Origin of the sequence: Streptomyces yaizuensis (assembly GCF_034961445.1) — a bacterium.
In the GTDB taxonomy this organism is placed as follows: domain Bacteria; phylum Actinomycetota; class Actinomycetes; order Streptomycetales; family Streptomycetaceae; genus Streptomyces; species Streptomyces yaizuensis.
Genome location: NZ_BSBI01000013.1, coordinates 223224 through 249739 on the forward strand (window position 1 = coordinate 223224; position 26516 = coordinate 249739).

General features: G+C 72.2%; 29 protein-coding genes. 2 read left to right on the forward strand and 27 right to left on the reverse strand.

Features of this window, described 5'->3' with window-relative positions:
* Positions 1-496 precede the first annotated feature (496 nt).
* The 7 genes from SYYSPA8_RS28415 to SYYSPA8_RS28445 form a co-directional block, all read right to left on the reverse strand.
* Complete coding sequence (locus SYYSPA8_RS28415) at positions 497-817, reverse strand: hypothetical protein (protein ID WP_323450221.1); 321 nt, start codon at positions 815-817, stop codon at positions 497-499.
* Between the two features lie 82 nt (positions 818-899).
* On the reverse strand, positions 900-1295 hold the full coding sequence (locus SYYSPA8_RS28420; protein WP_323450222.1) for a hypothetical protein: 396 nt from the start codon (positions 1293-1295) through the stop codon (positions 900-902).
* 78 nt (positions 1296-1373) lie between these two features.
* A complete protein-coding gene (locus SYYSPA8_RS28425; protein WP_323450223.1) occupies positions 1374-2792 on the reverse strand; it encodes an ADP-ribosyltransferase in 1419 nt (472 codons plus the stop codon).
* An 840-nt stretch (positions 2793-3632) separates the two neighbouring features.
* Complete coding sequence (locus SYYSPA8_RS28430; RefSeq protein WP_323450224.1) at positions 3633-3968, reverse strand: hypothetical protein; 336 nt, start codon at positions 3966-3968, stop codon at positions 3633-3635.
* Positions 3969-4429: 461 nt separating this feature from the next.
* Complete coding sequence (locus tag SYYSPA8_RS28435) at positions 4430-5710, reverse strand: ADP-ribosyltransferase (RefSeq protein ID WP_323450225.1); 1281 nt, start codon at positions 5708-5710, stop codon at positions 4430-4432.
* Between the two features lie 667 nt (positions 5711-6377).
* On the reverse strand, positions 6378-6779 hold the full coding sequence (locus SYYSPA8_RS28440) for a hypothetical protein (protein ID WP_323450226.1): 402 nt from the start codon (positions 6777-6779) through the stop codon (positions 6378-6380).
* Positions 6776-6988, reverse strand: a complete 213-nt coding sequence (locus SYYSPA8_RS28445) for a hypothetical protein (RefSeq protein ID WP_323450227.1) — start codon at positions 6986-6988, stop codon at positions 6776-6778. The genes SYYSPA8_RS28440 and SYYSPA8_RS28445 overlap by 4 nt, the downstream gene beginning before the upstream one ends.
* Before the next feature lie 850 nt (positions 6989-7838).
* Between SYYSPA8_RS28445 and SYYSPA8_RS28450 the strand changes: the two genes are divergently transcribed.
* A complete protein-coding gene (locus tag SYYSPA8_RS28450; protein WP_323450228.1) occupies positions 7839-9338 on the forward strand; it encodes a hypothetical protein in 1500 nt (499 codons plus the stop codon).
* A gap of 300 nt (positions 9339-9638) precedes the next feature.
* Here the strand turns inward: SYYSPA8_RS28450 and SYYSPA8_RS28455 are convergent, their stop codons facing one another.
* The 8 genes from SYYSPA8_RS28455 to SYYSPA8_RS28490 all read right to left on the reverse strand — a co-directional run bounded on the left by SYYSPA8_RS28455 (position 9639) and on the right by SYYSPA8_RS28490 (position 14373).
* Entirely contained in the window at positions 9639-10292 is a 654-nt protein-coding gene (locus tag SYYSPA8_RS28455) for a LexA family protein (protein WP_323450229.1), read from the reverse strand.
* 127 nt (positions 10293-10419) lie between these two features.
* Positions 10420-11082, reverse strand: coding sequence for a DUF6461 domain-containing protein (locus SYYSPA8_RS28460; RefSeq protein ID WP_323450230.1), 663 nt, complete (start codon positions 11080-11082; stop codon positions 10420-10422).
* A 60-nt stretch (positions 11083-11142) separates the two neighbouring features.
* Positions 11143-11640 (reverse strand): hypothetical protein, encoded by a 498-nt coding sequence (locus SYYSPA8_RS28465; RefSeq protein ID WP_323450231.1) that lies wholly within the window; start codon positions 11638-11640, stop codon positions 11143-11145.
* A 2-nt stretch (positions 11641-11642) separates the two neighbouring features.
* Positions 11643-11840, reverse strand: a complete 198-nt coding sequence (locus SYYSPA8_RS28470; protein WP_323450232.1) for a hypothetical protein — start codon at positions 11838-11840, stop codon at positions 11643-11645.
* Positions 11833-12201: a hypothetical protein gene (locus SYYSPA8_RS28475; protein ID WP_323450233.1), complete on the reverse strand. Its 369-nt coding sequence runs from the start codon at positions 12199-12201 to the stop codon at positions 11833-11835. The genes SYYSPA8_RS28470 and SYYSPA8_RS28475 overlap by 8 nt, the downstream gene beginning before the upstream one ends.
* Before the next feature lie 207 nt (positions 12202-12408).
* Positions 12409-13389 (reverse strand): DNA polymerase Y family protein, encoded by a 981-nt coding sequence (locus tag SYYSPA8_RS28480; protein WP_323450234.1) that lies wholly within the window; start codon positions 13387-13389, stop codon positions 12409-12411.
* Positions 13382-13633, reverse strand: a complete 252-nt coding sequence (locus SYYSPA8_RS28485; protein WP_323450235.1) for a hypothetical protein — start codon at positions 13631-13633, stop codon at positions 13382-13384. The genes SYYSPA8_RS28480 and SYYSPA8_RS28485 overlap by 8 nt, the downstream gene beginning before the upstream one ends.
* A gap of 8 nt (positions 13634-13641) precedes the next feature.
* Positions 13642-14373, reverse strand: a complete 732-nt coding sequence (locus tag SYYSPA8_RS28490; RefSeq protein ID WP_323450236.1) for a M15 family metallopeptidase — start codon at positions 14371-14373, stop codon at positions 13642-13644.
* Positions 14374-14832: 459 nt separating this feature from the next.
* Between SYYSPA8_RS28490 and SYYSPA8_RS28495 the strand changes: the two genes are divergently transcribed.
* Positions 14833-15099, forward strand: a complete 267-nt coding sequence (locus SYYSPA8_RS28495) for a DUF6207 family protein (protein WP_323450237.1) — start codon at positions 14833-14835, stop codon at positions 15097-15099.
* Between the two features lie 4 nt (positions 15100-15103).
* Here the strand turns inward: SYYSPA8_RS28495 and SYYSPA8_RS28500 are convergent, their stop codons facing one another.
* The 12 genes from SYYSPA8_RS28500 to SYYSPA8_RS28555 form a co-directional block, all read right to left on the reverse strand.
* Entirely contained in the window at positions 15104-16255 is a 1152-nt protein-coding gene (locus SYYSPA8_RS28500) for a methyltransferase domain-containing protein (RefSeq protein ID WP_323450238.1), read from the reverse strand.
* A gap of 771 nt (positions 16256-17026) precedes the next feature.
* A complete protein-coding gene (locus SYYSPA8_RS28505; protein ID WP_323450239.1) occupies positions 17027-19807 on the reverse strand; it encodes a protein kinase domain-containing protein in 2781 nt (926 codons plus the stop codon).
* A gap of 875 nt (positions 19808-20682) precedes the next feature.
* Complete coding sequence (gene lexA / locus SYYSPA8_RS28510) at positions 20683-21366, reverse strand: transcriptional repressor LexA (protein WP_323450240.1); 684 nt, start codon at positions 21364-21366, stop codon at positions 20683-20685.
* A 370-nt stretch (positions 21367-21736) separates the two neighbouring features.
* Positions 21737-23074, reverse strand: coding sequence for a PH domain-containing protein (locus tag SYYSPA8_RS28515; protein WP_323450241.1), 1338 nt, complete (start codon positions 23072-23074; stop codon positions 21737-21739).
* The gene (locus tag SYYSPA8_RS28520; protein ID WP_323450242.1) at positions 23071-23520 is read right to left on the reverse strand and encodes a PH domain-containing protein; all 450 of its coding nucleotides are present in this window, start codon (positions 23518-23520) and stop codon (positions 23071-23073) included. Before SYYSPA8_RS28520 ends, SYYSPA8_RS28515 begins: the two co-directional genes overlap by 4 nt.
* A 216-nt stretch (positions 23521-23736) precedes the next feature.
* Positions 23737-24045: a hypothetical protein gene (locus SYYSPA8_RS28525; RefSeq protein WP_323450243.1), complete on the reverse strand. Its 309-nt coding sequence runs from the start codon at positions 24043-24045 to the stop codon at positions 23737-23739.
* A 155-nt stretch (positions 24046-24200) separates the two neighbouring features.
* The gene (locus SYYSPA8_RS28530) at positions 24201-24569 is read right to left on the reverse strand and encodes a hypothetical protein (RefSeq protein WP_323450244.1); all 369 of its coding nucleotides are present in this window, start codon (positions 24567-24569) and stop codon (positions 24201-24203) included.
* 26 nt (positions 24570-24595) lie between these two features.
* Positions 24596-24958, reverse strand: a complete 363-nt coding sequence (locus SYYSPA8_RS28535; protein ID WP_323450245.1) for a hypothetical protein — start codon at positions 24956-24958, stop codon at positions 24596-24598.
* Positions 24955-25119, reverse strand: a complete 165-nt coding sequence (locus SYYSPA8_RS28540) for a hypothetical protein (RefSeq protein WP_323450246.1) — start codon at positions 25117-25119, stop codon at positions 24955-24957. The genes SYYSPA8_RS28535 and SYYSPA8_RS28540 overlap by 4 nt, the downstream gene beginning before the upstream one ends.
* Positions 25116-25685 carry a hypothetical protein gene (locus SYYSPA8_RS28545; RefSeq protein WP_323450247.1) on the reverse strand — a complete coding sequence of 190 codons (570 nt, stop codon included), beginning with the start codon at positions 25683-25685 and terminating at the stop codon, positions 25116-25118. Before SYYSPA8_RS28545 ends, SYYSPA8_RS28540 begins: the two co-directional genes overlap by 4 nt.
* 49 nt (positions 25686-25734) lie before the next feature.
* On the reverse strand, positions 25735-26082 hold the full coding sequence (locus tag SYYSPA8_RS28550; protein WP_323450248.1) for a hypothetical protein: 348 nt from the start codon (positions 26080-26082) through the stop codon (positions 25735-25737).
* Positions 26079-26453 carry a hypothetical protein gene (locus tag SYYSPA8_RS28555; protein WP_323450249.1) on the reverse strand — a complete coding sequence of 125 codons (375 nt, stop codon included), beginning with the start codon at positions 26451-26453 and terminating at the stop codon, positions 26079-26081. Before SYYSPA8_RS28555 ends, SYYSPA8_RS28550 begins: the two co-directional genes overlap by 4 nt.
* Positions 26454-26516: the final 63 nt, after the last annotated feature.

Below are 26516 nucleotides of genomic sequence, written 5' to 3' on the forward strand. Positions count from 1 at the left end.
GGCCCGCCGCCGTGTCCAGTGCGGTCGGCGTCTGCCTGGTGAGCCGACGTCCGCTGCCGGCTGTGTCCGGCGGACCTTCCTTCCGGCCGGTGGCGGTCGCCGGTCCGGGGTGCGGCTGCTGACGCGGAGAGCCTTTGCGGGGACCGGTGTCCCCGGCAGCCGGGTTCGGTCTGTGGTGTTGTGGGGGTGCCGGGCCGGACCCCGGGGGGTGCAGGCAGGAGGGCCGTCTCCCGGGGTGACGGCCCTGCGCGTCAGCCCTGTTCCGCTCTTGCGGACCGGGAGTCCGCTGCGGGCGGTGGTGCCGCTGTTCCGGCCACTGCGTGAAGGCGATGGGCGTGTCCGTCGCTCCGCGGACGAGAGAGGCAATGCGGGTGCCCTGCGCGGGTGTGCCGGGGTCCTGCTCCTGCCGAGGCTCCGCGCATCCGGGGAGGGGTTTCGTTCCGGTTGGTGGACGGCGGTGGCCGGTACGGCGGTTGGGCGGGGGAGAGGCGGCCGGCTACAGGTGGATCAGGTCCCGGATGCTGTCGGGTAGTGCTGCGACCTTGGCGGGGTTGTCGAGGAGGTGGGCGCGGATCCGCTGGAGCAGCTGGTGGTCGATGACGAGCGGGCGGGGTGCGGCCGGCAGGCCGAGCGCGGATCGGGTCTCGTCGTCCAGGTGCCCGGCGAGGGGACTGTAGTCGGTGCTGTCGGTCTGGGCCATCAGCTCGTCGTAGCTGGGCCGGTGGTCTTCCCGGGCCGGGACGGGGTGGATCGGGCGCGGCGCGGGCTGGCCGGCCAGGCGCGACTCCTGCGGATCGGGGCGGGTGGGCTGGGTCATGAGGTGCCTTCCTACTTCTGGGCCGGGACGGGGCGCGGCGCGGGCTGGCTGGCCAGGCGCGAGTTCTGCGGTGTGGGCTGGGTCATGAGGTGTCTCCCTGCTTCTGGGGTTCGGCGGCGATCTGGTAGATCCGTGTCGTTGTCATGTCGGTCGCGTGGGCGAGTGATTCGACCGGCCAGCGGCTGGAGATCCGGCGGATGATCGCGTCCCGTTCGGCCTCCTTCCGCTTGATGGCGGTGGCCGCCTCGCGGAGCGCGGCCAGTTCGGCCGGGTCGGGTGCGCCGTGGGGCTCGCGCAGGCGGCGGGCGAGCACCTGCCACTGGCGGGCGAGGGGTGTGCCGGTCTCGTCGGTCCTGATGCGGAAGGCGTCGATGTAGACGAGGAGGTCGGCACGGGTGAACCGTGTTCCGTCCGCGAGGACCAGATGGTCCAGGCGTTCGCGGAACAGGTCCTCGATCTGCTGGGAAGTGAGGTTCATCCCCATCCTTCCAGTGTCTAATTGATTTAAGGTTACACCCTTCTGCTTCTAATGTCAAATATATTTGACATTACGTGCTCAGTGGCGGGGAATGTCCTTCGTGTCGACCATCTGCACCACCATGCAGTTGTGGCCGTCGACCTTCACGTCCTGCTGGATGCCGACCACCCGGTACGAGGCGCCGCGCGGCATCAGCCGCTCCCGCTCCCCGTTGCCCTGAACACCGACCGCCGCGACCGCCGCGCCGCGGCTGGAGACTATCTCGAAGACGACCCGGTGACGGGCGTTGCCGTCCCGCCCCGTCCTCGGGTTCGCCCAGAAACGCTGGGAGAACCCGGCCGCGACCGCCGGACAGTGGGACACCGACATGTAGGAGTCGTCCCGGTAGTCCTGCCCCACCTGGAAGGTAGAGCGCACCCACGCATCGACCCGGTCCTTCTCCCGAGCTTCCGCCGGCGGCGTGTACCCCCGGTAGGTCGTGTGCAGTTCTCCCGAGCTTCCGGCCTTGGACAGGGCCGAGTCGATCGGACCGGTCATCGTGCGGACTGCGACGACCTGTTCCCGGATGTACAGGTCCTCGTCCAGGGAACGGCCGCTCTGCAGGTGCTGGTTGATGTGCTGGTAGTAGCTGTCGCCCGTGTAGTTGGCCACCCACCGCTTCTCCTCCGGGCTGAGGCCGGCCGCCCATGCCTTCGACTCCGGGACCAGGGCCGTCGCCCGGCCGGTGGCCAGCATCTCCCGGTCCTGCCCGCCGCCCAGGCCGTGCCGTTCCCACGGCTTGCCCGCCTGACCGGTGCGGGCCGCGTGCAGGATCTTCTCGGCCTGGTCCACCGGCACCCGGTCGTAGACCACCGAGCCGTCGTCCTCGACCCGGTAGGGCCAGGGGGAGGCGGCGAGAGCCTCGTAGCGGTCACGGTCCAGGCTGCTGAACACCAGACGGGCCCGTGGGTGTTCGCCGTCGTCCCCGGCGTACACGGTGGCCACGCCGCAGTAACCGGACTGCCCCCAGGCCACGCTCTGCCCGCCGTCCTCCCGCGGGATGAACTTCGCCCCGGTGCCGGCGCCGCTGGCCTGGGCGAGCGCGGACGCCGCCCGGACATGCTCGGGGAACTCCGGAAGCTCCGCCGGCCGGATCCCGCCGGCGGGAGGCTCGTCGTCAGGGGCACGGGCGGGACCGAGCGCGAAGGCAAGCCGGGGATCGACCGGAGGCCGACTGGCAGCGGCGCCGGGACGGGCCAGCAGCGCCCGGCTCGCCTCCGCGCTCTGACGGGTGTACCCGGCGTACTCCCGGGCCCTGTCCTCGTCACCGCCCTCCGCGGCCTGTTTCGTCCTGTCCGCCCACGTCTGCGCCTGGGAGTAGGCGACGGCAGCGGGGTGTCCAGGCCCGGCCGCCTCGACGTGCCGGCCAAGCTCGGCGGAAGCGGCCCGGGCCGCGGACCGTACGGCCGGGTGGGACGTGGTGCACCGCCGGCCGCCGGCGGCAAGAGATCGGCACACGAGTGCGTACTCGCTTTCCCGCAGACCCCGTGGGGCACCGCGATGGACCAGTAGGTCCACCGAGGCTGCGGCCGCGGGCCTGTGGACAGAGTCCCGCCCCGGTACGCACGGACATCGTGATCTCCCGCTGTCGTGAACGTGTGCGATCGCTGGGTGCTGGCCGCGCAGGCCGGCGGAAACGCCGAGACGATCACCTGAGCTGCGACGTGCCGGTCAAGCGCCTGATGCGGGTCCCGGATCCGCCAGCCACCGCGACCAGGTCTCGCCAACTGCGGTGAACAGGAACGCCGTGGCCTGCAAGGACTCCAGAGACGATCCGCCGACCACCGCGAACGGACACAGCCGTACGGGCACGGCACCCTCCCCTCGGCCGGTCCGCGCGGGAAGCCTGTGCCGCGCAGGGGCCGGCGAGTCAGTGACGGGCCACCGTACCGCCGCGAGCGCAGACAGGGTGCGGGGCAGCCTCGGGCACGGAGATGAAGAGCATCTCCACAGGAAACGGAAGAGGCTCCTGGCCGCGCCCGCCCGCGGCCCGCTCACGCGATGCGGCACCGCCCGGATGTGGTGCTGGCCGACCGTGGTGACGACCACGACAAGTACCGCCGCCTGGTCTGAGACGTCTGAGACCTTGGTGTGAAGCCGCAGATCACCCGCCGCGGTACCGAACACGGCTCCGGCCCTGGCAACCAACGCGGGGGCCGTCGAGCGAGCTTTCGCCCACCTGCACTGGCTCCGGCGCTTGCGCATCCGCTGGGAGATACGCGATGACATCCACGAAGCCCTCCTCAGCCGCGCGTGCAGCATCCTCTGCCGGCGATGGCTGAAAGAGCTCCGGGCGCGTTAACCGTCGGCGTCCTGGGCGGCCCTGAAGCCGCGATCCTGGATCGCAGGGAAGACCTGCTGCGTGGTGGTGATCCAATCGTCGATGTCGACATGAGACGACCTGATGGCGCAGATCAGCGACTCGATCACGATCAGCTTCGCCTTGCCGACGTTCAGGCTGAGCTCATCCATCGATACCTCTCGGTACGACATCACCAGCTGCCACCAGAACCGCATGAGGAAGCGGCATTCCTGCGGGTCACGGTCGTCTGCGAGACGATCATGAATGACCCTCTGGACGCGCCGTTGCTGCTCATCATCACGAAAGCCGTTGCTGAGGTCAGTCAGGGTCACGTCCGGACAATAGCAACCACGTTCGTTCACGAACCGGGCACGTCCCCAAGCCCGCCCTAGAGCATTCCGTGAGGGGTTCTTCAGTCCGCCGGGCGTCGATCGCCCGGTTGCGGCCGTCGCGGATTGCGGCGGCGGCACCGCTGCATGCTCCCAAACAGCCCGAGCCGGGTGATCAAGTGGACACCGCCCGCGTCCGAACGGGCACTGCCCCCGGCACCAGCTGTGCCGGCGGCCGGGGGCCTCTGCGTCCCGCGCCCTGCCCCGCTCGACCGGGCCCGACACTGCATGAGGATCGCCGCAGCATCCGGAGCCGCGACCGCCGGAAAGGACGGAGAGGATCTGCCACGGGCCGGCGCTGTCTCCCGGACCGGCCCAGTGGTGTCCCCGGCCGGTCCGGGAAGCCGCAGTGACCAGCACCAGCCAGAACCCGGACCTCTGCCCGGCCGGCTCGGGATCCCGCCTCAGAAACGACGGACGTCATGGACATCGACCATCTGGATGACAACCTTGTTCTGGCCACCGATACGGACGTTGTCCCGGATACCGACCACATGGAAGACCGAGTCGCGCGGCAGCAGCCGCTCCCGCTCCTGGTTCTCGAACTCCGAGACCGCCGCGAGCGCGGCCCCCCGGCTGGAGACGACCTCGAAGACCACACCGTGCGACGTCTTCCCGTTCGAGCCGTCCTTGGTCCACCAACTGTTACGGGAGAAGCCCGCAGCCACATCCGGACAGTGGGACACCGACATGTACGACCGGTCCCGGTACACCCCCCCGACCGTGAAGTTGGCATGCGCCCACTCCAGAACACGGTCGGCCTTGCGGACCTCCAGCGGAGGAACGAACCCGCGGTAGGTGACGTGCGGCTGATCCGGACGCGGCGCCCGCTCCAGGGCCGCGTCCAGGTGCGCGGTCACCTCCCGCAACGGCACACCCAGACTCGGAACGGGCTCCTCCGGCGACCGCTGCCGGTACAGAGCCCTGTTGATCTCATCGCAGGGCTCCGAGGCGGTGTACGCGTTGATGTAGTCCTCCTCCTGGCCGCTCAGGGACTGCGACCAGCTGTACGACTCGTCCTCGATCTCCTCAGCCTCGTACTCGTCCATCGGGTCCCGGTTGATTCCGGCCGTCAGCCCGTGGCGCCGCCACGGCGTCCCGGGCCGACGGCCGGCCGCAGCCTCGATGACCTGCGCGGCCTGATCGGCAGGAAGACGCTCGTAGACGACCGCGCCGTCCTCCGTCCGGTAGGGCCACGGAGAGTTGGCCAGGGCTTCGTAACGGTCACGGTCCAGGTCGGTGAAGACCACACGGGCACGGGGGTGATGGCCGTTGCGCTCGTCACCGGGGTAGATGGTCGCCGAGCCGGCGAACCCGTCCTGACTCCACGCCACACTCTGCCCCCCGTCCGCGCGGGCCACCACCGGCACGTCACCGGCGCCCGCGGCACCGGCCAGAGCCTGAGCGGCACGCCCTTCCGCGAGCCCGGACACCGGCTCCCCGGCCGCGGGGTACGGCGCCGCCGCGTCCCGGTTCTCCAGCAGAGCCCGTGTCGCGTCACCGCACTGCCTCGCGTTCTGCGCACACCGCCGGGCATCCTCGTCATCACCCCGCCGGGCCGCCTCCCGCGCCCGGTCGGCCCACGCCTGCGCCTGGGCACAGGCGTCCGCGGCCGGGTGGCCCCCGTCCGCCGCCCCGGCACTGTGAGCAAGCGCCGAGGACGCGGCCCGCAGCGCCGCGCGCACACTCGGATGGGAGGCGGCGCACCGGCGCCCGCCCTGGGGTATGGATCGGCACACGCATGCCCTCGCTCTCCCCGTCACCGGGCATGCCAGCTGACGGGATTCGGACCAAAAGGTCCGACCACCCTGCGACGGGCGCGCTGTGGACAGCGTCCGGCACCGCTGGACGGAGCCCGGGGGAACGTCTGATCCGCCGGCTCTTCTCCGACGGGGCTGTCCCCGGAGCGGACAGTCCCGCTCAGTGCGCCAGGCGCGCGCCAGAGGGTGTGGTTTGGGTCCGGCCACGGCGGCGGCCCGCCGGAACAACCCCCACCACGCAGGAGACCCCGTACTCTCTCGCGGACCGCCGAAGCCGGTTCCCTACCGCCGGGGCATGACCAGAAGCGCACCAAATGGTGCGGACCAGGCTCTCGTCGTCCTCGGCGACCAGTACGGTTGTGCAGCTGACGGTGGAGAGGATCAGGCGATGGCAGAAGGCGGACCTGGTGCCCGTCTTCCCCCGCGCCGGGTCTCGCCGGGGACCTTCCTGCTCAAGGGGCTGCTCGGCCACGAACTCTGCCGCAGTACAGGTGGCCTCCGTCGTACCCGCCTGGGAGACGAACTCGCCGCCCGTCGCCGCCCACCCGACCTCCCACCGTCAGTGCTCCTGGACGGGCGTGGTGAGCACGCCTCACATCACCTCGTGCCAGCGGCCCGGGGGCTGGGGTCGTTCGGGTACGAGGCGTGCTTGCGGTGTGTTCAGCGATCCAGGGATTGCGGTGTACGCGGCACGAGGGGCGTCCGCGGTCTCCCAGTCGAGCGGGTGCGGGTCGTGCTCGGACACCCTGATCAGCCCGTCGCCGAGGCTGGCGAGGCGCTGGAACAGCGCGGCGCGCACCCCCTGGGTCTGCGGCTCACTCCACTCACGCGGGCCGGTTGCGGCGAGGGCGTCGAGCAGCGCGTCCTCGTGCGTGAACCCGTCCGCGCCCCTCGGGCTGTCGACGGAGTCCGGGAGCGTGAGGGCCAGCTCGCCGCGCCGCAGAGCGAACCCGGCGGCCCCCTCGCGTAGTTCGCGGCGCTCCAGGCCCGTCACAAGAGCGGCGAGCCGTCCACAAGGGTCACGGCCTGCCAGGGCATCACGGGCAGGGTCCGGGGGAGGGAGCCGGGCCAGCTTCCGGCGGCGTGCTCCAGGTCGCCGATCATGAAGACGCCCAGCCGTGCCCGGTCGAGGCGGGCGAACGCCTCGACCGGGCGCCGGGCGAGCGGGTTGCGCGGTGGCACCTCGTCGAGGAGAGCGCTCACGGACCCGGGCAGGGCCCCCCGGGGCACAGTCCAGGGTCCGGGCCGCTCGCTCGATGCGGGATAGCACACCATCTCCTCTTCTTATGGCCGACGCTCTGCCGGGGCAGTGTCGCACTCCCGCGCCCACCGGTCGGTGCGTCGTCGGTCGCTGCCCCGATCAGGTGAACCTCCAGCCGGATTGGGTCGATGCGCGTCCGCCAGCCTCTAAAGGCAGTGTCTGCTGGGTGTCCTGGGCCCGGTGCCGCTCCCGAGGGCGGCGACGGCAAGAAGAAGGGGCCCCGGGGCGGTGCGGCCGTGAGGACGGCTGCCGCGGTTGTCCATGCCGGGCCGGGCAGCCGGCCCAGGTGGCGCAGCACGGCGGCCCGCTCACTCGCCCGAGGCGGTCTCCACCGGGGGCGAAGGCTGCGCATCCGTGTGCGGGCGGCGGTGGGCGCCCGTCCCGCGCCCGGATGCGGCACCGGACGGCATCGCCGCACCGGCCCGGCTCCCCGCCCCGGGGCGTGAGGACTTGGCGGCGTCGGCCGGGAGGGGTCTGCGGAGGCCACTGGACAGCCCGGATCCGGCGCCGCGCTCGGATGCGGGTCCGGACAGGGACACCATGACTTCCGCCCGGCACCCGGATGTCCGGCCAGGCCGGCCCTGGAGGGGCCGCGGTGGTCACCGGCGGGTGCGGTACCAGGGCGCGAGCCCTCGGCCGAGCCGGAGCGTGCGGCGGACCGCTGATCGGTGCTCCGAGCGGCGGGCGCAGGGCCGGCGGGGCCGTCGGCCTCGGGGCTGCCGCCGAGACCGCCTGGTCGGCCCGGGGAAACCGTGTGCGCACTTGCCTCGCCGACCGGAAGAATCAACAGCTATGCCGCAGAGTGTTCCCGCAGCCGCTGTTCCCGACAAGCAGTACGTCCGGCGCATCCTGCGCCATTCGCAGAGCTCGCTCGTGGAGCTCATCGCCGCCACCGGCGCCCGGCTCCCGCACCCCCGCGACCTGCGCGGGCACGAAGGTCTCGGCGTGTACGGCCCCTGGGCCCTCGCCGACGCCGCCTGGATCTCCCTCGCCCTCGGCCAGGAGATCAACCGTGCCCCGGCACAACCGCGCGACCTTGCGCAGATCCTCGGCTTCTACCTCGCCCTCGACGACCCCTTCTACCAGGAGTCGCCGGGGGAGGAGGTGACGCGCCTGCTCCTGCGGGTGTTCGGCCAGCAGCTCATTTGGCACGTGGACGAGCACTCCGAGCTGAGCCGCACCGTCGCCCTCCTCACCCAGAGCAGCACCCCGGAGCCCCTCAAGGTGATCGGCCCCGGCTGGGCACAGGACGTGCTCGGATGTTCGGTGGCCGACTACGTCGGCCTCGCCCTCTACGTCTGGGCGACGGCCACCGGCCACCCGTTCCTGGAGTTCAAGGGCCGTTTCATCCCTGACATGATGCTCGCCCCGGTGGGCTACTCGGCCTTCTCCACGCTGCGGTCCGCTGCCGAGGCGACCGCGGTCCTGGAGCGCCACTTCGTGACCGACGTCCCCCGGCTCCGGGCGGCCTACCCCGCATCCCCGGACCCGCTGCTGCGCCGCTACGGCCACAACCCCCTGCGGACGGCACCGCTGGTCGCCGGGTTCGGCGACGGCTACCTGGTCCCGGTGCCGGCCGCCGTCCTGTCCAAGGCGAGCATGCTCGGCCTCTACTACACCGGCGGCGAAGAGAACTCCACGCCGCGCGGCAAGGCGTTCACCAGCGACCTCGGAAAACTCTTCGAGGCGTACGCTGGGCGCCAGCTGGGCCTTCTCGACCACGCGATGGTCCACCCCGAGATCCACTGGCTCGGCGAGAAGAAGGGGCAGAGCGGCAAGTCCGTGGACTGGATCGTCGTCTTCCCCGACCTGGTGCTGCTGGTCGAGGTCAAATCCGCGCGGCCCAGCGCCGGCCTGCGCCTGGGCGCGCACAACTACGCCGAGATGCTGGCCAAGCGGCCCGGCGAGGGATTCGCCCAGATTGAGAGGACCGACCTGCTCATCTCCGAGGGCAACCCCGCGTTCGCGCAGATCCCGCCCCACCTGCCCAGGCGGGGCATGGTGATCACGATGGAGCCGTTCCACCTGCTCAACACCGCCGAGCTGCGCGCCGGGATTCTCCGCACGCCCAACCCGGTGACAGGCGAGACGATCCCCATCACCACAGCCTCGATCCACGAGCTGGAGCACGCCGTCACCCTCACCGACATCAGCCTGTCCCAGCTCCTGCTCACCCACCCGCCGAACGGCTCCCTGCGGCAGCTGCTCGCGGGGCACGAGTTCCTGGAGCGCAACCCGATCCTGGAGAAGGGCGGAAAGGCCATCCCCTTCCCGGGCCCCCCGGAGCCCTGACACTGTGCGGCCCGGGGGTTTGTTACCCGGCCCGACCGGCCCATGCGGGTTCACCGCCGAACTCCGTGCTCGGGACCTGGCGGGGTTCGCCACCGTCCGGCCGACGCGAACCACGGGCGGAGTGGTTCGCGCCGGCCGTCTGGAGCGACCCCGGCTTCCGGGCCATGCAACAGAACCCCGCGGACCGGGTCCAGGCAGCGCTGAACACCCCGGCACGGACGCCTGCCCCGGAGCACCGCCGCTGACGCGCCAGCCCTCCGGAGCGCGCGCCGGTATGGCGGTGCCGTGCACCAACTGCGGCTACAGCGTCCGCACGACAAAGACGACCCGGCCGCGTACCGTGCCCCTGGCGGTGCTGGTGAGGGGCAGCCGTCCGGCGGTCAGGGTGCCGTCCGCCGTCTCGACGAGGACGAGGTCACCGGTGCCTGTTGTGTCCGGGTCACACGCGACGAGGATGTCCCCGGCCCGGATGGCCGCCTCCGGGGCATCCACGGCGGCCCGGACGGCAAAGAGCCCGGGGCTGCTCGCGCCGACGAGGGCCCGGGGCAGGGGCAGGAGGTCCTGCGCCCCGCCGGTGTCCGCCGCACCGGTGGCGGGGCGGGGGAGGAGCGGCACCCAGACGGTGTCCGTTCCGTCGTCGAGGACTTCGGGCCGGTGGCGGGCGAGCCACAGGGGCCGGACCCGGTAGGCGCGTGGCCGGTGCGGGTCCCGGCCCAGGACCCCCAGCCGCTCCAGCGACAGCAGCTGGTGCGCCACGGACGAGGTGCTGGAGAGCCCGACCGCTGCGCCGATCTGGCGCATCGAGGGCGGAAATCCGTATCGCTCGACATGGGACAGGATGGAATCGACCACATCCGCCTGACGTATGGTCAGCCCGTCCGGGCCGGTGTTCCGGTCACCCGGCGGACGGCCGGGCCGGCCTGCCGTACGGGGCATCGGTGTCGTCACGGTCATGCCCGCCCCCTCGCCTCATCATGAGCTGAGCAGGGACGATACCTCTTGTATGGGGCAACGGGAAGATTCCTTCCGCCGCTCCCCGGGACGGCGGGGTGCCGGGGAGCACCCCGGCTCGCTCCGGCCGTCAGAGGCTGGGACCCTCCTCGTCGTGGGTCTCCTGCGATACCAACCCGGTCCGGCACGTGAACCGGGCCAGCAGCTCCTCGGTGATCCGGATGCCGGTGAGGCGCTCGGCCAGGGCGAAGAACGCGGCCGTGCGGTCTAGGCCGGGCGCTTCGTCGCCAGCGGGGTTGAGGCCGACGGCGGTGATCAGGGTGGTCAGGGTCTCGGGGGTGGCGCCGTCCCGGCGGGCGGGGTGCTCGAAGCCCGTACGCAGGGCCCCGTCCTCGTACCAGTGGAAGAGGCTCATGGGCTTGCTGGCGTTGCCGGTGACGGACACGGCGCGCGTTCCGGCGGAGACCGCCTCCATGAACCGGGAGTTCAGGCCCAGGGTGTCCCCGCCCAGCTCCAGGGCGAGGGTCCACTCCCCGCCCTCGCCCGGTACGGCGGCGACTCCGGCGAGGGTGGAATCCGGCCAGCCGTCGTACTCATCCAGGAGGCCGGCGTGCTCCTCGGCCACCGCGTCGAATCCGGTGAGACGGCCGTCCGGTTCGGCGCCCGCGTGCCGCAGCAGCTTCTCGGGGCCGATGCCGCGGACGAGCACCAGGGAGTACCCGGCGCCGAGCGCGTATCCGAAGGGTGCGGAGGGGGAGATCCAGCTGTAGTCGGCCGGGATGGCGGAGATCATGCGCTCATCGTGCCAGCGGCTCCCGATACCACGCCCGCTGGGCGGGCCCGGAGGCGGCGGTCAGGCTCCGGAGGTGAGGCGTGTCCAGTGCTCGGCGACGGTGCCGCCTCCGGCGGCGGGGGCGGTGAGGTCGTCGGCCGGGCGGGGCTGGGCCTCGGCGAGGACGGCGTGCCCGTCGCGGGCGGTGTCCTGCCACGGCACGGTCGGGAAGATGTAGCGGGCGCCGTCCCGCAGGGGGCGGTCGTCGGGCGTGAGGGTGACGACCACCGTGCCGGCCAGGCCCACGCCCTTGAAGACGCGGCCCACCTCCACCTCGTACCGCACGGAGGGGATCCCCGCGATCGTCCGGTCACCGGTGCGGCGCAGGACGGTGCCGTGCCACAGGGCGGTCGCGGCGGCAGCGACCTCTCCGTCGTCGGAGGGGTCGTGCAGCACCATCGCCTCGACGGCCGCCCCTGGCACGGGTCCGGCGGTCAGCTGATGGTGGGTGGCCCAGGCCAGGGCCGCGAGGACGGCGGCGCCCGCGAGGGACACGGCCACGGTACGACGACGAGGCATGTTCATCCCCAGAGTGCTCGGTAGTTGCGGCGGTCCTGCCGGGTCGGCTTGCCGTCCGCGGGCCCGTCGGCCAGGCGGCGCGCCATCAGGGTCGCGTACCGCCGGGGGTCCTTGTGGCAGAAACCGAGGGCGTGTCCCAGCTCATGCCCGGCGATCCGGCGGCGGCCCGAGGTGGTTCCAAGCCGCTTCCCGTCACCCACGTACGCCTCGTTCAAGACAAGGCGGTCGGTCCGTACGCCGAAGATTCTCGAACTGCAGGTCCGCGATCCGGGTGCTGTCGTCGGCGGGGAGCCGGATCCGCATGTCCCGTCCGCTCCACACCTTCAGGGCCCAGCGGCGGGCGTCGTCGAACTTCGTCTCGTCCTCCCAGGCGATCTCATCCGCGTCCACGGACGACCGCCCCTTCGAGTCCCGCTCCCTACCGACACAGGCGGCCGGCCCCGCTGCGGCGGCCGGGGACGGCTGGCCGAGCGCGAGCAGCGTGACCGCCGCCGTCACCAGCGCCTGCCCGGCCCGGTACACACCCCCGCGCCGCGCCGCCGGTTCCCTCTCGCCCGCCACCGCACCCCGATTCAGTCCACCGCGCCCGAAGCGAGCCACCTTGAGCCCGCAACGGTAAGCGCCCCGCACCGGCGCCGGGAGGAGCGCTCGCCGGGCACCGCACCAGCCGGACCGGCTCTCACCAGGCACAACATCGGAGCGGGGTGCCACCGCGGCGCCACCGGCATCACCCGGATGACGGACGCTCCCGGGCGCGACCGAGTGCTGTCAGCCGAGCCGGGCGGGCCGGATGATCCCGGGGCCCCAGCGGGCGCGCGCCCGGTCCGCGACCTCCTCCAGTGCTCGCGCGCCCTCCGCAGCGCGGTCGAACGACCCCTGCACCGGTGCCCGCTCGGCCGGGATTAGCTGCCCGGCACGCAAGTGGACGCCGCGCACCCGGGCGCGCTGGAGGCCGAGGGAGTCGTAGATCCCGTACGCGGCGCGGGCCAGCACGGGGGCGTGCGCTGTCGGCTCCGCCAGGGTCCTGGCACGGGTGGTGGTGCTGCCGTCGGCGTACCGGACAGTCAGCTCCAGACGGCCGGCGACCTGCTGCTCGGTGCGCAGCCTCCAGGCGACCTGTTCCACCACCGTTCTCACGGCCCGTTGGTGGCGGGCGGGATCGAGTTCGTCGCGGGGGAAGCCATGCTCCTCCGCCACGGTCCGGGCCGGGGCCTCTGCGGTCACCGGGCGCGGGTCAAACCCGCGGGACCGATCGTGAACCAGGCGGCCCTGCGCGCGGCCGAGGATCCGCTGCAGGGTGCCCACCGGAGTGTCCGCGAGAGCCCCGACCGTGCGGAGCCCGAGCCGGGACAGCTCCCGTACGGCGACGGGACCCACTCCGGGCAGCGCGGCGACGGGCCGGGGGCGCAGTAAGCCCTCCACGTCCGCGGGGTCGAGGTGGACGATGCCGCCGGGCGGCGCAGCCGCGCACGCCATCGCCGCGAGGCTGCGGTTGGGCGCGGAGCCCACGGTCGCCAGCGCCCCGAACAGAGCGGCGGCGCGCAGCCGCACCAGGTGACCCAGCCCGACCGCGTCCCGCCCGAAGAACTGTCGCGCGCCGGTGACGTCGCAATCGGCGTCGGTGGGCGGCAGAGCCTGCACCCGCGGGGTGATTTGGTGCAGCACCCCGAGCAGCTCCTCGTACCGCTCCGCCCCGGACTCGTCGGCTCCGTGGAAGTGGACGCGCAGGACATGCCGCTGCTCAGCCACCGCTGCCCATCCCGTCCGGGGACGCCCCGCTGGCCCGGGCAAGAGCGCGCACGCGCGAGCGGTGAACACTGACCGCGCCGGCGGGCACCGTCCGCCAGTAGGGGTGCCACCAGATCCTTACAGACAGGCTCAGCAGCCGGCGACGCAGCACGGTGCCGTCCGGCGCACCGGCCGCGAGCCGGGCATAGGTGTCGTACCAGGTGCACTGGAGCAGGACGAGGTCAGGGGGGATCGGCGTGTCCATGAGTCCAGTCAAACATGAAATCGAAAATGTGTGCTAACTCGTGCGGCGTGGCGCCCCCGTTCCGCCCCGGCGGGCCACACCCCCGACCACTCCTTCGGCCCGTACAGCGCCGCCGGTGTCCCCGTCGCCAACGCCCAGTACCGGTCCCCGAAACTCCAGTGCCAGAATTCAGTCCCATAATTCACAAAACCGGCCAAACCGAGCGCACTGCCGAGGATGCCCCGGTGAGCACGCGCCTGCTCGCCGAGCCCCTCGGCGTCCGTGTAGCACAAGCCCTCGCTTTCCTCCGGATTCGCGTTCACCCACGTACCCATGTCCAGCTCGACCCCGTCGGCGTCGGCCAGGGTGACATCGACCGCCGCGCCTGCACTGTGCGGCGCGATCTCCGGCGGTGACACGAACCGGCTCGCCGCCTCCCGCACCCGCTCCGCCGACCACTCCGGCTGCGCCGCCGCCAACGTGCCCGCGTACCGCTCGAAGTACGTCCGCTGCAGCGCGAGCGGCCGGTACCCCTCCACGAACAGCAACTGATACCCCGCAGGGAGTGCGCGCCGTGCGGCGAACAGTCGCTCCGCCACGCCCTCCCGCAGGTGCGCGAAGGCCCCGGCGGGGTCGCTCCGGCGCTGGTCGATCAGCAGCTGGCTGGCTGACCGCACGTCCACGAGGGGCTCGCCACACTCCCGCACCGGCACCGCCGCCACCTGTGGATCGGACATCAACACGATCCCGCCTTCGCTCATCCCCCGATCGTCCCCGGGCCCGCCCCCGCCCGCCCAGACTTCGCACCCCGGGCACGGAAGCACACCACGACCCCACCGTGCGCCCCGCCCCGCGACAACCCCGGCGTGCCGCCCGCACCCGTCGCAGAGTGAAGCCGTGGACATGGGCGGCGATCTCGGGATCGAACAGCACCGTGCGCAGGATCCGCTCGACCTTGTGCCGTACCAGATCAGCGATCGGAGGCCCCGCCTGCCACGCGGCCCGTGGCCCTGGGGCAACTCACCACGGGCGCGCGGCATCGGCCGAGGCAGCGGTCGACGCCCGTTCCATGATCTGGGCGACAACTCCGGCATGGCATTTCACGACCTGCGCGCTCCGCCCGAAAGCCCGCTGGCGGAGCCGACGCCCGGGCGTCACCGGTCTGGGTGAAGACCCTGCCCGCGGCGAACTGCCGGCCCCGGCGGAGCGTGGGAGATCGTATGACCAATCCGATCGATCCCGCACATCTCGCCGAGCCGGGGCTCGTCGTCCTCGATGTCACGGCTCCGGACGAAGGAACACTCCGGGCCGCTGCCACAGTGCTCACCGCAGTGTGGGCAGCATCGGGCGAGGGCTGCGTCCGCCGCGTTCCGGGAGAGCCCGGCGTCCAGCTCCGGCTGGTCGCCGACATCCGCAGGTCCGGCGCCGCGCCGGCCCTTGAGGCTCCTCACGCACCCCGCTATGGCCCGGCTCCCCCGATCGGGTAGGTGGTCAGCCGACCGGACTACCCGGGCGTGCCCCGGCACGCGGTCGCGGGAAGAGCCGGTCAGGCGTGTCGAGCCAGAGCACGTCATCCTCGCCAGGGCCGGCGGTGAGACCGAACCGGTCCCGGTTCGGCTCACCCGCCTCCGTCCACCAGAGCCAGGCAGCCACCGCCTCGTCCCACAAGCTCCGTTGACCGACCTGGCTCACGCCGTCGCCGTCGGCCCACCGGTTCCGGTCCACCTGCACCGCGGCGGCGGAGCCGTCGAGCGCCCACAGCCGCAGCACCCGGTCCCCACCAACCGGGACGGGATCGAAGGTCACGTCGCCGAGCTGAAGACCGGTAGCCCACCGGCCGGACCGGGACTCCAGCACGAAGCGGGGGTCCACCGGGGAAGCGGCAGTACGCGCCGGGCCCCCGGCGGGCTCCGGCCACACCGGCCGCTGCCCCCGCTCCCACATGAAGTTCACCGCCCGGGGGGAGAACCGCCCGGACGCGACCCCGTCGCGGTCGCGGACCAGACGAGTCAGACCGGTCGGGGACCAGAGGGACCCGTACGGGGTGACGATCCGCCCGCCCGGCCGGGTCTGGACGCACCAGGCCGCAGGGATCCGCCGGACAGCGAACCCGGCATGCACCGCAGCGTACGGAGCGTCGTCCGCATGCCCGTTGATTGCATCCCCGCACACCACCGTCACCTCCGGGAACCGCGCCAGACGCTCCGCGGCATCGGCGGCGAGGACGGGGTCGGCCTCCACCGTCGTCACCCGCGCTCCATACGTGGCCAGGAGAGCGGCCACCCAGCCGGTTCCCGTCCCCAGATCCAGCACCCTGTCCCCGGGCTGAAGGTCCAGCGCCTGAAGCATCGCGCCGACCGCGGCCGGCGCCGACGAGGAGGACACCGGGACCGGCCCGCCGTCCACCGTCGACCGCCCCAGCTGCGTCACAACGGCCTCGGGCGAAGTCACCAACCGCGCCCACCGATCCGGCTCAGCGCTGCGGGTGACTTCCTCATACCGGCGTACCGAGCCGGGGACTTCCGCGTAGACCGTGTCCGGAGTGAAGCCCGTCCGGTCCACCTCCTTCAGGACCTGGACCCACCCGGGGCCCACGACCTTGCGCGCGACGAGGTCGTCGACGGTCTTCCCCCAGTGGCTCACGACCCGTCCTCCTCGTCGGCGGGAGGGTCCTCGATCGGCATACCGCCCAGGTCTTCACGTTCTTCGTCCGTGAGAGCGCCGTCTTTCGCCGCGTCTTCCTTCGCCACCAGCTCTTCCCTCCGACCGGCCGGGCCAACAACTGAGCAGCTTCTATCGTGCCTGCGACATCACTCCCTGTCACCACCCCCTTCCCTCGGCTACGTACAGCTGCCCCTGTGGGCGAACCGCTGCTTCAAAGCCCGCAGGGCCGTTCCGTAGAGCCCCATCAGCTCCTCACCGAGGAGGCGCCCGGCGCTCGCCCCCTCATGGTGCCGTCCCGCGCTCGGCCCCGGCGCCGAACGGCATCGCCGCACCGGCCCCGCACCCTGCGAAGGCGCCTCGTGACCGTCCGGGCCAAGGACCCATACCGGCCCGCGCTCACTCACGCACTGCCCCCATGCCGATGGACAGCTGCCCGGGAGGGCGGCCGGGTACGGCGGCTCGTTTCAACTTCCGTCTCCCGGATGGGGAGACGGGCCGGCACCGCGGTCAGCCGGCCCGGGACTTCGGGCGGCAGGTTGGGACGCTCACACTGGCGGGATGGTTCACGGGGCTGGGGCGGGGTGCCGGACCAGGGGGATGCGGCCGTCGCCCAGGAGGCGGTGGTGAACGCGGACGACGGCCGCGAGCGGGGGACCCCAGGGACTCCGGCTGAGGAGTTCCCGGCCGGGCCGCTCGTTCTTCTCATTCCTGATCCGCCGGCAGGCCGCTGGTGCGATCGCTCTGCTCCTGTCAGGGCCGGACCGGTGCGACGGCCGCCCGGACGGCGCCGCGCAGACCCGTGTCGACGTGCCGTTCGTTCTCCAGCTCGTGGAAGTGAAGGGCACTGTGCGGGTGTTCGCGCAGCACGGAGGCGACGACCTCTGCCGCATGCCCGGACAGAATGCGCAGCCAGTGCCTGATGGCGTCCTGCGGACCCCATTGGTCGAACCGGCCGTCCCAGACACACATCCCCTGAGCGGCCGCGTCGAGGAGATCCCACTCGCTGGCCTGCGCCGCCGCCCGGGCCACGCCCAGAAGCCACCGGACAGCGATGTCGGCCTCGTCGGGCGTGGGCCACTGCCCGCGGTCCCCGTCGGCCTGAGCGGCCATCGCGCGTACCAGGGCGATGGACTGGTGGGGGTTGGCGAGCAGAGCGGGGACGGCGGCCTCCACGTCCATGCGGGCCACGGCGTCGAGGCTGAGTTCGTAGTCGCCGGGATGGTCCACGGCGAGAGCGATCAGCTGGGCGGCGGCGTTCTCATCCCCCTCGGCGGTGGCCTCCAGGAGCGCGCGGGCCCGGGTGATGGGCAGTCCGGTGCGGGGGGAGGTCTCGCGTTCGACGAGGTCGAGGAAGGCCGCCATGTCCTGGGGCCGGGCGGCCGGGTCCGGGTAGGTCGCCTGGCGCACGACGCCGCGCCACGGGCCGGGAGGAGGAAGGAGCGGCACGTTCGGCTGAGGCCATGTCCCGGTGAGGATCCATCCGATGACCTGCCCGAGGCCGTAGATGTCGCTCGCGGGCACGGCTCCGTCGTGGGGGTCGGCCGACAGCTCCGGGGCGGCCCACCCCAGTGAGCCGATCGACGTGTTCGTCAGGACGCCGTCCACGCTCGTCTGGCCGCGCGGGCGCCGCGCTATGCCCCAGTCGGCCACCGTCCAGCGGCCGTTCAGGAGGAGGATGTTCTGCGGCTTGACATCCCGGTGGACCCAGCCGCGCGAGTGTGCCTCGGCCAGGGCGGCGGACACCGCGTCCACCAAGGCCCGCAGCGCGCTCCCCTCCCGCAGCTCGGCACGCCGGTCCGCCACGGTGGCCTGGGCCCTCGGCATGACGAACCAGTCGTAGTCCGGACTGAAGTCGAGGACCGGCATCACATGGGGGTGTCCCCCCAGCACCTGGGCGACCGTCACTTCCCGCACCATGCGCCGGCGGGCCCGGGAATCCAGCCTCCGGCGGCGTTTGTAGGCGACGACGGTACCGGACGCCTTGTGCACGCCGTTGAAGACATCGCCCTGGCCCTCACTCGCCATCGGGAGCCGGTCGAGCCGATAGTCCTTCCTCACGCCCCGGGCCGACCGGCTCACCACGTCGTACTCCGTGGCCGGCGGCCCGGCCGTAAGGGTTCCCCCGCCGTCGGCGACCGCCGGACGGTGGCCCTCAACGCGGACCAGCACCGGCCGCACGCGTGCGGGATCGTTGTCCGGCACGGACGCCAGCAGGTACGCCGGACCGGTCCCCGGCTCCTGGGCCAGCCCGAGGATGCGGTCGAGACGGAACTCGGCCACGGGTTCACTCACACGCTCGCCCACCGCGGTGCGGTGCAGCGTGATGCGGTTGCCGGAGCCGTCGGGCGAGGCGCTCAGAACACTGTCCGGGCCGGCTGTCAGCAGGTGGGCCGGGTAGTGGCCGGGGGACGGAATCCAGCTCTCCCGCGGGCCGGTGCCCGTGGTGCGGCCGAGATCGACGACGGCGCTGTGCCCGCCGGCGGCAAGGAAGAACCGACGGCCATCCAGCCACACGGCCGACCGCACGGCGGCCTCGAACACGACCGGATACCGCAGCTGCTCGCCGGCCCGCTCGCCCGCACGCGTCAGCGCGAGCGTCCCATCCCCGGCGCCGAACGTGGCCCCGGAGCCCGACAGCACCCACGGCTCACCGTCCGGCCCGGCCAGCAGCTGACCGCCGTCCTCGAACCCTCCCGCCACCGCGGTCAGCACGCCGTCGTGCCACCGCACCACTACAGGCCCGCACATCACCAGCACCGCACCGTCCGCCCCGACCAGCGGCGCCCCATGGCAGCCGGGCAGCGCCAGGACCCACTGCGAGCGCCCGCTGACCGGATCGAGGTCCAGCACCCCGTCCTCGCACGTGAGGAGCAGCGACGAGGGACCGCGCCAGGCCATCCCCCCTGGCGTGGCCTCTTGCGCTTCCCCGACGAGGAGGACCTCGGACGAGGCGCCCTCCCACGTCCGGGCCGGCACGTCCACGGGGACGCTCAGACGGGCGGCCGCGCACATCCCCGCCGACGGACCCTCCAGCGTGGGCCCGCAAGCCAGCTCGGCGAGCGGCAGGTAGGTCTCCCGGCGGCGGAAGACGTCGCGGACCAGATCGGCGAGCGGCAGCAGGCCGGTGACCGCAGCGTCCAGGTGGGAACGGTCGAGGACCACTCCGAAAGCGCTGACACCCTCGACGAGCTGCCCGACCGGCTCCGGCGTCCGCGTCCAGGACAGCAACGCCCATCGCATCTCACCGGGGCGCCCGGTCAGCCCGGCATCCCTCACGATGCGGGAGAGCGTTCCTCCCCTGGCCGCGTCCCCGCCCGCAGTACAGCTGACGAGGTAGTCGCGGCCCTCATGGTCGAACGACACGGACGGAACCCCGCCGACGACGAGGACCTGCACCGCCCCGGGGGAAAGCGTGCGCCGCAGCAGCCCGGCGACGAAGCCGGCAAGCCGTTCCGCCCGCTCCACGGCCGGCATCGTGTCGTCATCGGCCCACCGGCCGTACTCGGCCAGCAGCTCCCGTACCTCGTCCACGCTCTGCTTCTCCCCTCCCGCGCCCCGGATGACCGGCTCCCGACACTCTCCCACCGCCCCGGGCCACCCGCAGGCGTATCTCCGAACCAGACGTCTCTGGGATACCCGCCACCACGGGCCAGTACGGTGTCCCCCGGGCAGCGACTGCTGCCTCCGGCCACAGGAATTGGCCTGGCCGCAACGGGTGTGACACGGCGGGAAGAGGCGCATCGCCACGTCAGGGCAGCGAGAGCATGTTTTCCTGCACCTGCCGGCGCGCTGGTCCGGGGCGGTGCGCTGCGGATGGACAGTCCATGAAACCCCTTGAAGGCCCGACCACACGCCTTTCGCCCCCGGCGAACCGGTGGCCGCGGCACTCACCTCCTACCGCCAACACGGTCTCCACTTCGGCCCCGTCCCCGACGCCTTTGGCCGCAAACGGCGGCTGCTGAAACCGTCCTGCTGCGCACTCCGGCACGACCGCATCCCGGCCTTTCCGCCGGTGGTCGGGACAGCCGTGGCCGCGTACGGACTGACCGGGGTGAGCCCGGGAGCGGACGCCTCCTGCTCTGGCCCCGGCGATGACCTCGATCGAGGCGGAGGAGGACGTCCGGGAGATCACCATGGCAGTGGCACCGCCGCTGCCCGCCGGCTCATCCACGCGGTGCGAGGTCTGCGCCGACCGCGGGATGCGCGGCCGGTACGGACAGGTCCCGGCTGCCGTGGCGCCGCGGTCCTCCACGACCCTTCGGGCGCCGGGGCCGCCACGGCCGATGCAGGCCCGACCCGCATCCCGCACGAGCGGACAACCGTCCGGCGCCGGGGTTCACGGCCCACAGCGTCCCCGGGCCGACCACGGCCCGGGGACGCCGCGAGCACCGTAGCGGAGCCCCTTGTTACAGGGAGCGCAGCACCGCGACGACCTTGCCCAGGACCGCCCCGCCGTCCTCCAGCCGGATGGGGGAGTGGTCCCGGTTGTACGGCATCAGCCACACTCCGTCGTGCGCGACGTGCAGCTTCCTCACAGTGACCCCGCCCCCTGCGAGGAGGGCGGCCACGATGTCCCCGGGCTCGGCGGCACGATATCGCCGTACGGCGACGACGTCGCCGCCGAGTATGCCCGCGTCGCTCATGCTCTGGTCGGCGACTTTCAGCGCGAACAGCTCTCCGTGGCCGACCACCGCGCGGGACATCGCCAGCACGTCCTGGACGTTCTGCTCGGCCAGGAGGGGCATCCCGGCGGCGATCGGGCCGAGGAGCGGGACCTCGGCCACATCCGCGGTGCGCTCGGCCTGGCCGGCCCGCCCGGTCAGCGCCTGCTGGACGTGCGGGGCGAGGGCGTACGCGCGGGGCCTGTGCCGATCCCGGCACAGGAAGCCCTTGCGTTCCAGCGTCAGGAGATGGTGGGCGACCGAGCTGACACTGGTCAGTTGCAGGCTCTGGCCGATTTCCCGCATCGAGGGCGGGTAGCCGCGGGTGCGTACCGAGTCGGAGATGCAGGCCAGGACGGCCTGCTGGCGTTCGGTCAGGCTGCTGGTGTCCTGGGCCGGTGCCGCAGAGGCGAGAGGTTCGTTTCGCATCTGGTGTGGCCTGCGCTTTCGGTGTGGTTACTGGTGAGCGTCGAGTCCGTCGATCGCGATGGCCGTGAAGGACGAGGGGCCGGGCCGGTACGGCACTCCCGCCGGCTTCGTGTGGCCACGGGCCCGTGCCGCTCTCGATGCGGAGCGGGCGTGGTGCCAGTCGGTCTGGAACGGCAGCGTGGGCCCAGTCGAGGAAGGCCCGCGCTGAGGCGGACAAGTGTGATCCGGCACCCGTGGACAGGTGCCGACCGGAGCCCGTGCCGCAATGTCGTGACTGCGGGAAGAATGGTCGGTTCCACAGCAGCTGGTCCCCCGGGGGCTACGCCGCGCCCGTATCAAGGCGCTCAAGGAGGTCGAGGTCGGCATCCGGTCACCCCGTGCCGGGGCCGGTGGCCCCTGGGGCGGAGACCAGGGGCGAGGCCGCTTCCGGATCTGCGATGGCGTGGACTCGCATGGCTGTGGCGATGCCGGCGGCCTCGGCCGCGTCACGGTGACCGGCGATCAGAGGAGGGCCGCCGGCGAGGTTCAGTTCCACGCTGGCCAGTCCCAGGCGCCGCTGCCAGGGCCCCTGCACGGTGACGACATGCTGGATCCTGCCGGTCGGGCTGAGGTGGACGATGTTCCGCAGGAACATTCCCTCCCAGGTACTGACGTGAGCCGCGCTGTGGGAGAACGACAGCGCACGGCTGAACGGAGTGACCCAGCGGGCCCGTGCCGGCGCCGGCCGGAAGCTGCGCAGCACGGTCACGGCGTCCGGGCCCCAGAGACCAGCGATCAGGGCCTCGGCCTCGCCGCGTGTGGCGACAGGGGCGATCATCTGGGAACCGCGGTATCCGGCCGTGACCAACTGGATACGAACCCAGTCCCTGCGTCTCCATAGCAGAGGCTGCTCCAGGATCACGGCCTGGGTGCGCTGGTGACGGAACGTCTGATGCTGGGTGCCGAACAGTCCGAAGTCGGCCCGGTACCCGCCGGTCCCGGCGGTCAGGGTCCAGCCGTGCCAGCGGGGCCACCGGGACACGGTCATGTGCCACACCGGGCCCAGCACACCGGCCACGGAGACCAGCGCGAGGGCTTCCCCCCACCACAGGAACGGGACGATCCCGGCTCCCAGCAGCACCGCGGCCTCAAGCATCGTGCGCACGTCCAGCAGCAGGGACACGGCGAGCGTGCGCGGCTTGACGGTGAGCAGAGCCTCCTCGCCGTCCCTGGACGGCGGCATCGCCCCGTGGTCCGGGACGCCGGGCGGGAGGTTGGCCGTCATACGGCCGCGCAGAGCGGACAGCAGCACCTCGCACGGCGCCGTTCCGAGGTAGGCGAGGTCACTGGACTCCCCGGAGACCGACAGGCGCAGCGTGCACACCCCGAGGAAGCGGCCGATCAGCGGCCTGCGGATGTCCGCGGCCTGGATATGGGCGAGCTCGAAGCGCTGCTTGCGCTGGAAGAGGAGACCGGAACGGTAGTGCAGCGCGTCGCCGGTGAGCCGGTAGGACGTCGCCCGCCAGGAGGCGTAGCCATAGGCGCCTCCACAGAGCGAGACCGCACCCGCAGCCAGGGCAGAAGCCCACCAGGGCAGGCTCTGCGCGGCGTGGTACCACCCCTCAAGGTCGCGGAAGAAGAGCAGGATCGCTCCGCAGGCCACGGCCCAGGCCCGGCGCCATGGCGTGATCGGGTGCAGGCGTCCTTCGAGCAGTGCAGGACTCGTCACAGCGCCACCTGCCGCTCGCTCGCGAGGGGGGTGAGAACATTGCGGATCCGTTCGGCCTCCGCGGTCTCGATGTCCGCCACCTTCGCGCGGTGGTAGGCGCCGGTCGCCACGGTGACGGTGGCGAGCCCGAAGCGGCGCTGCAAAGGTCCCGAACCGACCTCGATGGTCTGGATCCGCCCGTAGGGGAGCGCCACCTGGCGGCGGAACAAGACGCCTCCCATGACGAGCACTTCGTCCTGGGTGAGGTTGTACCCGCTGTGCAGCCACGCGGTGCGCAGACGCAACCACGTCCCTGCGCCCCACGCCAGAAGGACGCCGGCCCCCGTCCAGCCCGTCCAGCTCGGCACGGCCGTGAACAACTGCGGCACGAGCAGGCCGAAGATGCCGGCGGCCAGGAGCGCGGCGGCGAGGGTGCTCAAGGCGACCGTCAGGCGCCACAGTGACAAGGCGGTGCGTGGAAGGGGGGTGTGTCTCACGGGTCGGGGCGGGCACGGAGGCCCGGTCGCGGCAGAGGTCGTCACGAGGAAACTCCAGACAGGGGAAACGGGCGGAATGGCCGGGGTGAGGGAGGCGGCCGGCGGGGTGTTGCCTGCGGGCGGCCGGGGCCGTCCTGGTGGAATGGGGAGCGGCCCCGGCCAGGAGACCTGCCCCTGGGGTGAGGCTCAGGTGGCGGACCGCAGAGCGTGGTGGATGGACTTGAGCTTCCGCTCGGCCGTGAGAGCACGGCTCTTCCACCGGTCGCGGTCCTTGGTGATCCGGTCGGCGGCCGCCGCCTTCTCCAGCAGCTGCGCTGTGGTGAGGCCCAGCAGCTGGCTCCTGGCGGGAGGCGCGGGATCGGAGGTGTCCTTGTGGGCGGCGAGGTGGGCGCGGACTTCGCCGACGCTGCCGGTGAACGTACAGTCCGTGACCTTGCAGCCGTGGACGGTGCTTCCGTCGTCAAGCAGAAGTTCGGCGATCCGCGTGAAGTACACCGGCTTCTCGGCGGTCCACAGCGGGCTCTTCGTCTTCTGCTCGGCGATGACTTCGTGGCTGTTGACGGTGGTGGCAGTGATGGGAGAAGCCTTTCGGGAACGGGGGAACGATCCTGCGCGGGGCCCGGCACATCGGCCGGGCCCCGCGCAGGGCGTCAGGAGTGGACGGTCAGACCGGCCAGGGGGACACCTTCGATGACGTCGGCCGGTCCGCGGCCCGCACGCCGCGCGCGGGCGTGGCGGGTGGCCGACGGGGCGTCGAGTGCGATGTCCGCCAGGGTTCCGCCCTTCCGGCCCTTGTGGGTACGGGTGACCGTGCCGACGAGGCCGTTGAGGTACTTCGGCTTCATGTTGATGAGCTCGACGGTCCTTCCGGTGCGCACGAGGCTGCCCCGGACGGCCCAGACGATCTCGCGGCGCTTGTTGCACAGGGCCTGGAGGATGTCGAGTTCCTCCTGCGTCGCGTGGTCACGGATGTAGGCGGCGTAGTCGTCGGTGCGGGGGAGTCCGGCGGTGAGGCTCAAGCGGGTTCCTTCGTTCGCGGGGTGTGTCAACGGGGGAAGACGCAGGCCAGCGGTGCCGTGAGCGAGTAGGTGGTGGCACCCTGCGGGACGCGGCTGGCGTACATGCGGTGGCTCTGGAGCATCCAGAGCGACTCGCGGTCGATGAGGACGACGGCGTCCGGGCGCAGCGTCGGCGTGCGGGTGATGCTGTGGATCGTCCCGGTGAGGCCGTTGAGCTGCTTGTCCTGGAACCTGTCGAGGCGGACCTCCTGGCCTTCGGTGAGGGAGTCCATGCGCTCCTGGGCGATCCTCGCCCTGGCCTGCTGGGCGGCGTCGGAGAACCGGTCGAGGTCGTCGAGGCCGGCCTGGTCTGCGGTGTAGCGGACGACATCGAAGAACGTGGCGGTCATACGTGTGTCTCCTGGTCGGGCAGGATGATGTGGGCTTCGAGCAGGTCGAGGGCATCGGCCTCGAAGTGGCCGCGGATGCGGTCGCGGACTTCGCCGGTCGTCTCGCGCTGCGCGTGGCGCAGACGCTGCAACAGGTCCCGGGCCGCGTCTTCCAGCGTCACGCAGTCACCCCGGCTTTGTCGGCCGCCCCGTCGGCGGACCACAGGGAGCGGGCCAGCTGCTCGGCCTCACGCGCCGTAGACGCCTGGACCACGGTTGCCATGCGCGTCCAGCCGTCTTCGGAGCGCAGCTCGTCGCTGCGCCACGCGCCGTCGGGCACGGCGTGCTCCAGGACCGCTGCGATCAGCGTTTCGGCCGCGTCCGCGTCCCTGCGCAGGCCGACGACCGTGAAGAAGGGAATGGCCCACTCCGCGTGCTGGGTCTTCGTGGCCAGGTAGTGGTTGCCCGGGTGCACGCTGGGGGGCGTTGCGCCGGGGCCGAGGAACTGCCGCCACACAGGACCGGGCAGAAAGACGAGTTCGCCGGTCTTGACCATGGCGTCGATCAGCTCTCCGTAAGGCTGGGCCGCCCCGATGGGCAGGTCGTAGACCCGGTCGAGGTTGGTGCTGCCGTGGTGCCGGTACATCTGGACGATCAGGTCCCAGCGCTTGAGGGGCCGTGCGTAATGGGTCAGCGTGTCGATGACGGCTTCCCGGGTGCAGGGCGGCGGGGCGGGTTGGTCGGTCATGAGCCTCCAGAGGTGCGGGGGTGGGTGACAGCTGAACGGGGGCGCGGGGTCAGGAGGTGAGGGGAGGCCCGGCGCGGTGAGCGTCGGCGAGGCCGCAGAGCCAGCCGGGCGCGCGGGAGGAGAGGCCGGCGTCCGTGAAGTGCCGGGTCTCGTATGCGGCCCGGCCCGTGTTGACGCTGCCGTCCCTGCGCACGGGGCGCGCGGTGACGCTGATACTGACCAGGTCGAACCGGGCGCCGTCGGCGCTCACATAGTGGAGGGTGACGGCTTCGGGTCGCATGAGGCGGACACGGGCGGACGTAGTGCAGGGGAAGTCGCCGATTCCGTCGATGGCTGCGGCGCCCAGCGCGAGAGTATGCGTCGCGGCGGGCCGTGCGGGCAGCAGGGGTGTGGTCATGCCGTCCGCGCGCCGTCCGGCTGGTCCACGGCGTCCGGGTCGCGGTGGTTCCAGGTGAAGCCGCGCAGCCAGGGTGGCGCGTGGACGCCGAACTCCGTGGTGACGGTGAACGGGTCGAGGCTCACGTGGAAGCGCTGGGTGGCGCGGGACACGGGGCCGGTGCTCGCATCTGTGCGGGAGCGGTATCCAGTGACGTCGACGCGGTCGAGCACCCACGGGCTGCCGTTGCGACGGGTGTAGACGAGCTGCACGTGCGACAGGAGCATCGGGACGTCGTGGCCGGTGTGCTCGGAGGCCAGGTCACCGGCCCTCGCCGAGTAGCGGAGGATCCGCTCGGCGGAGTCGTCGACGCGGTTCAGTGCGAAGCACAAGGGGGAAGCCTTCCAGCGAGGGGGCCGCACGGGGCGGTGCCGGGGGACACCACCTGCTTCACT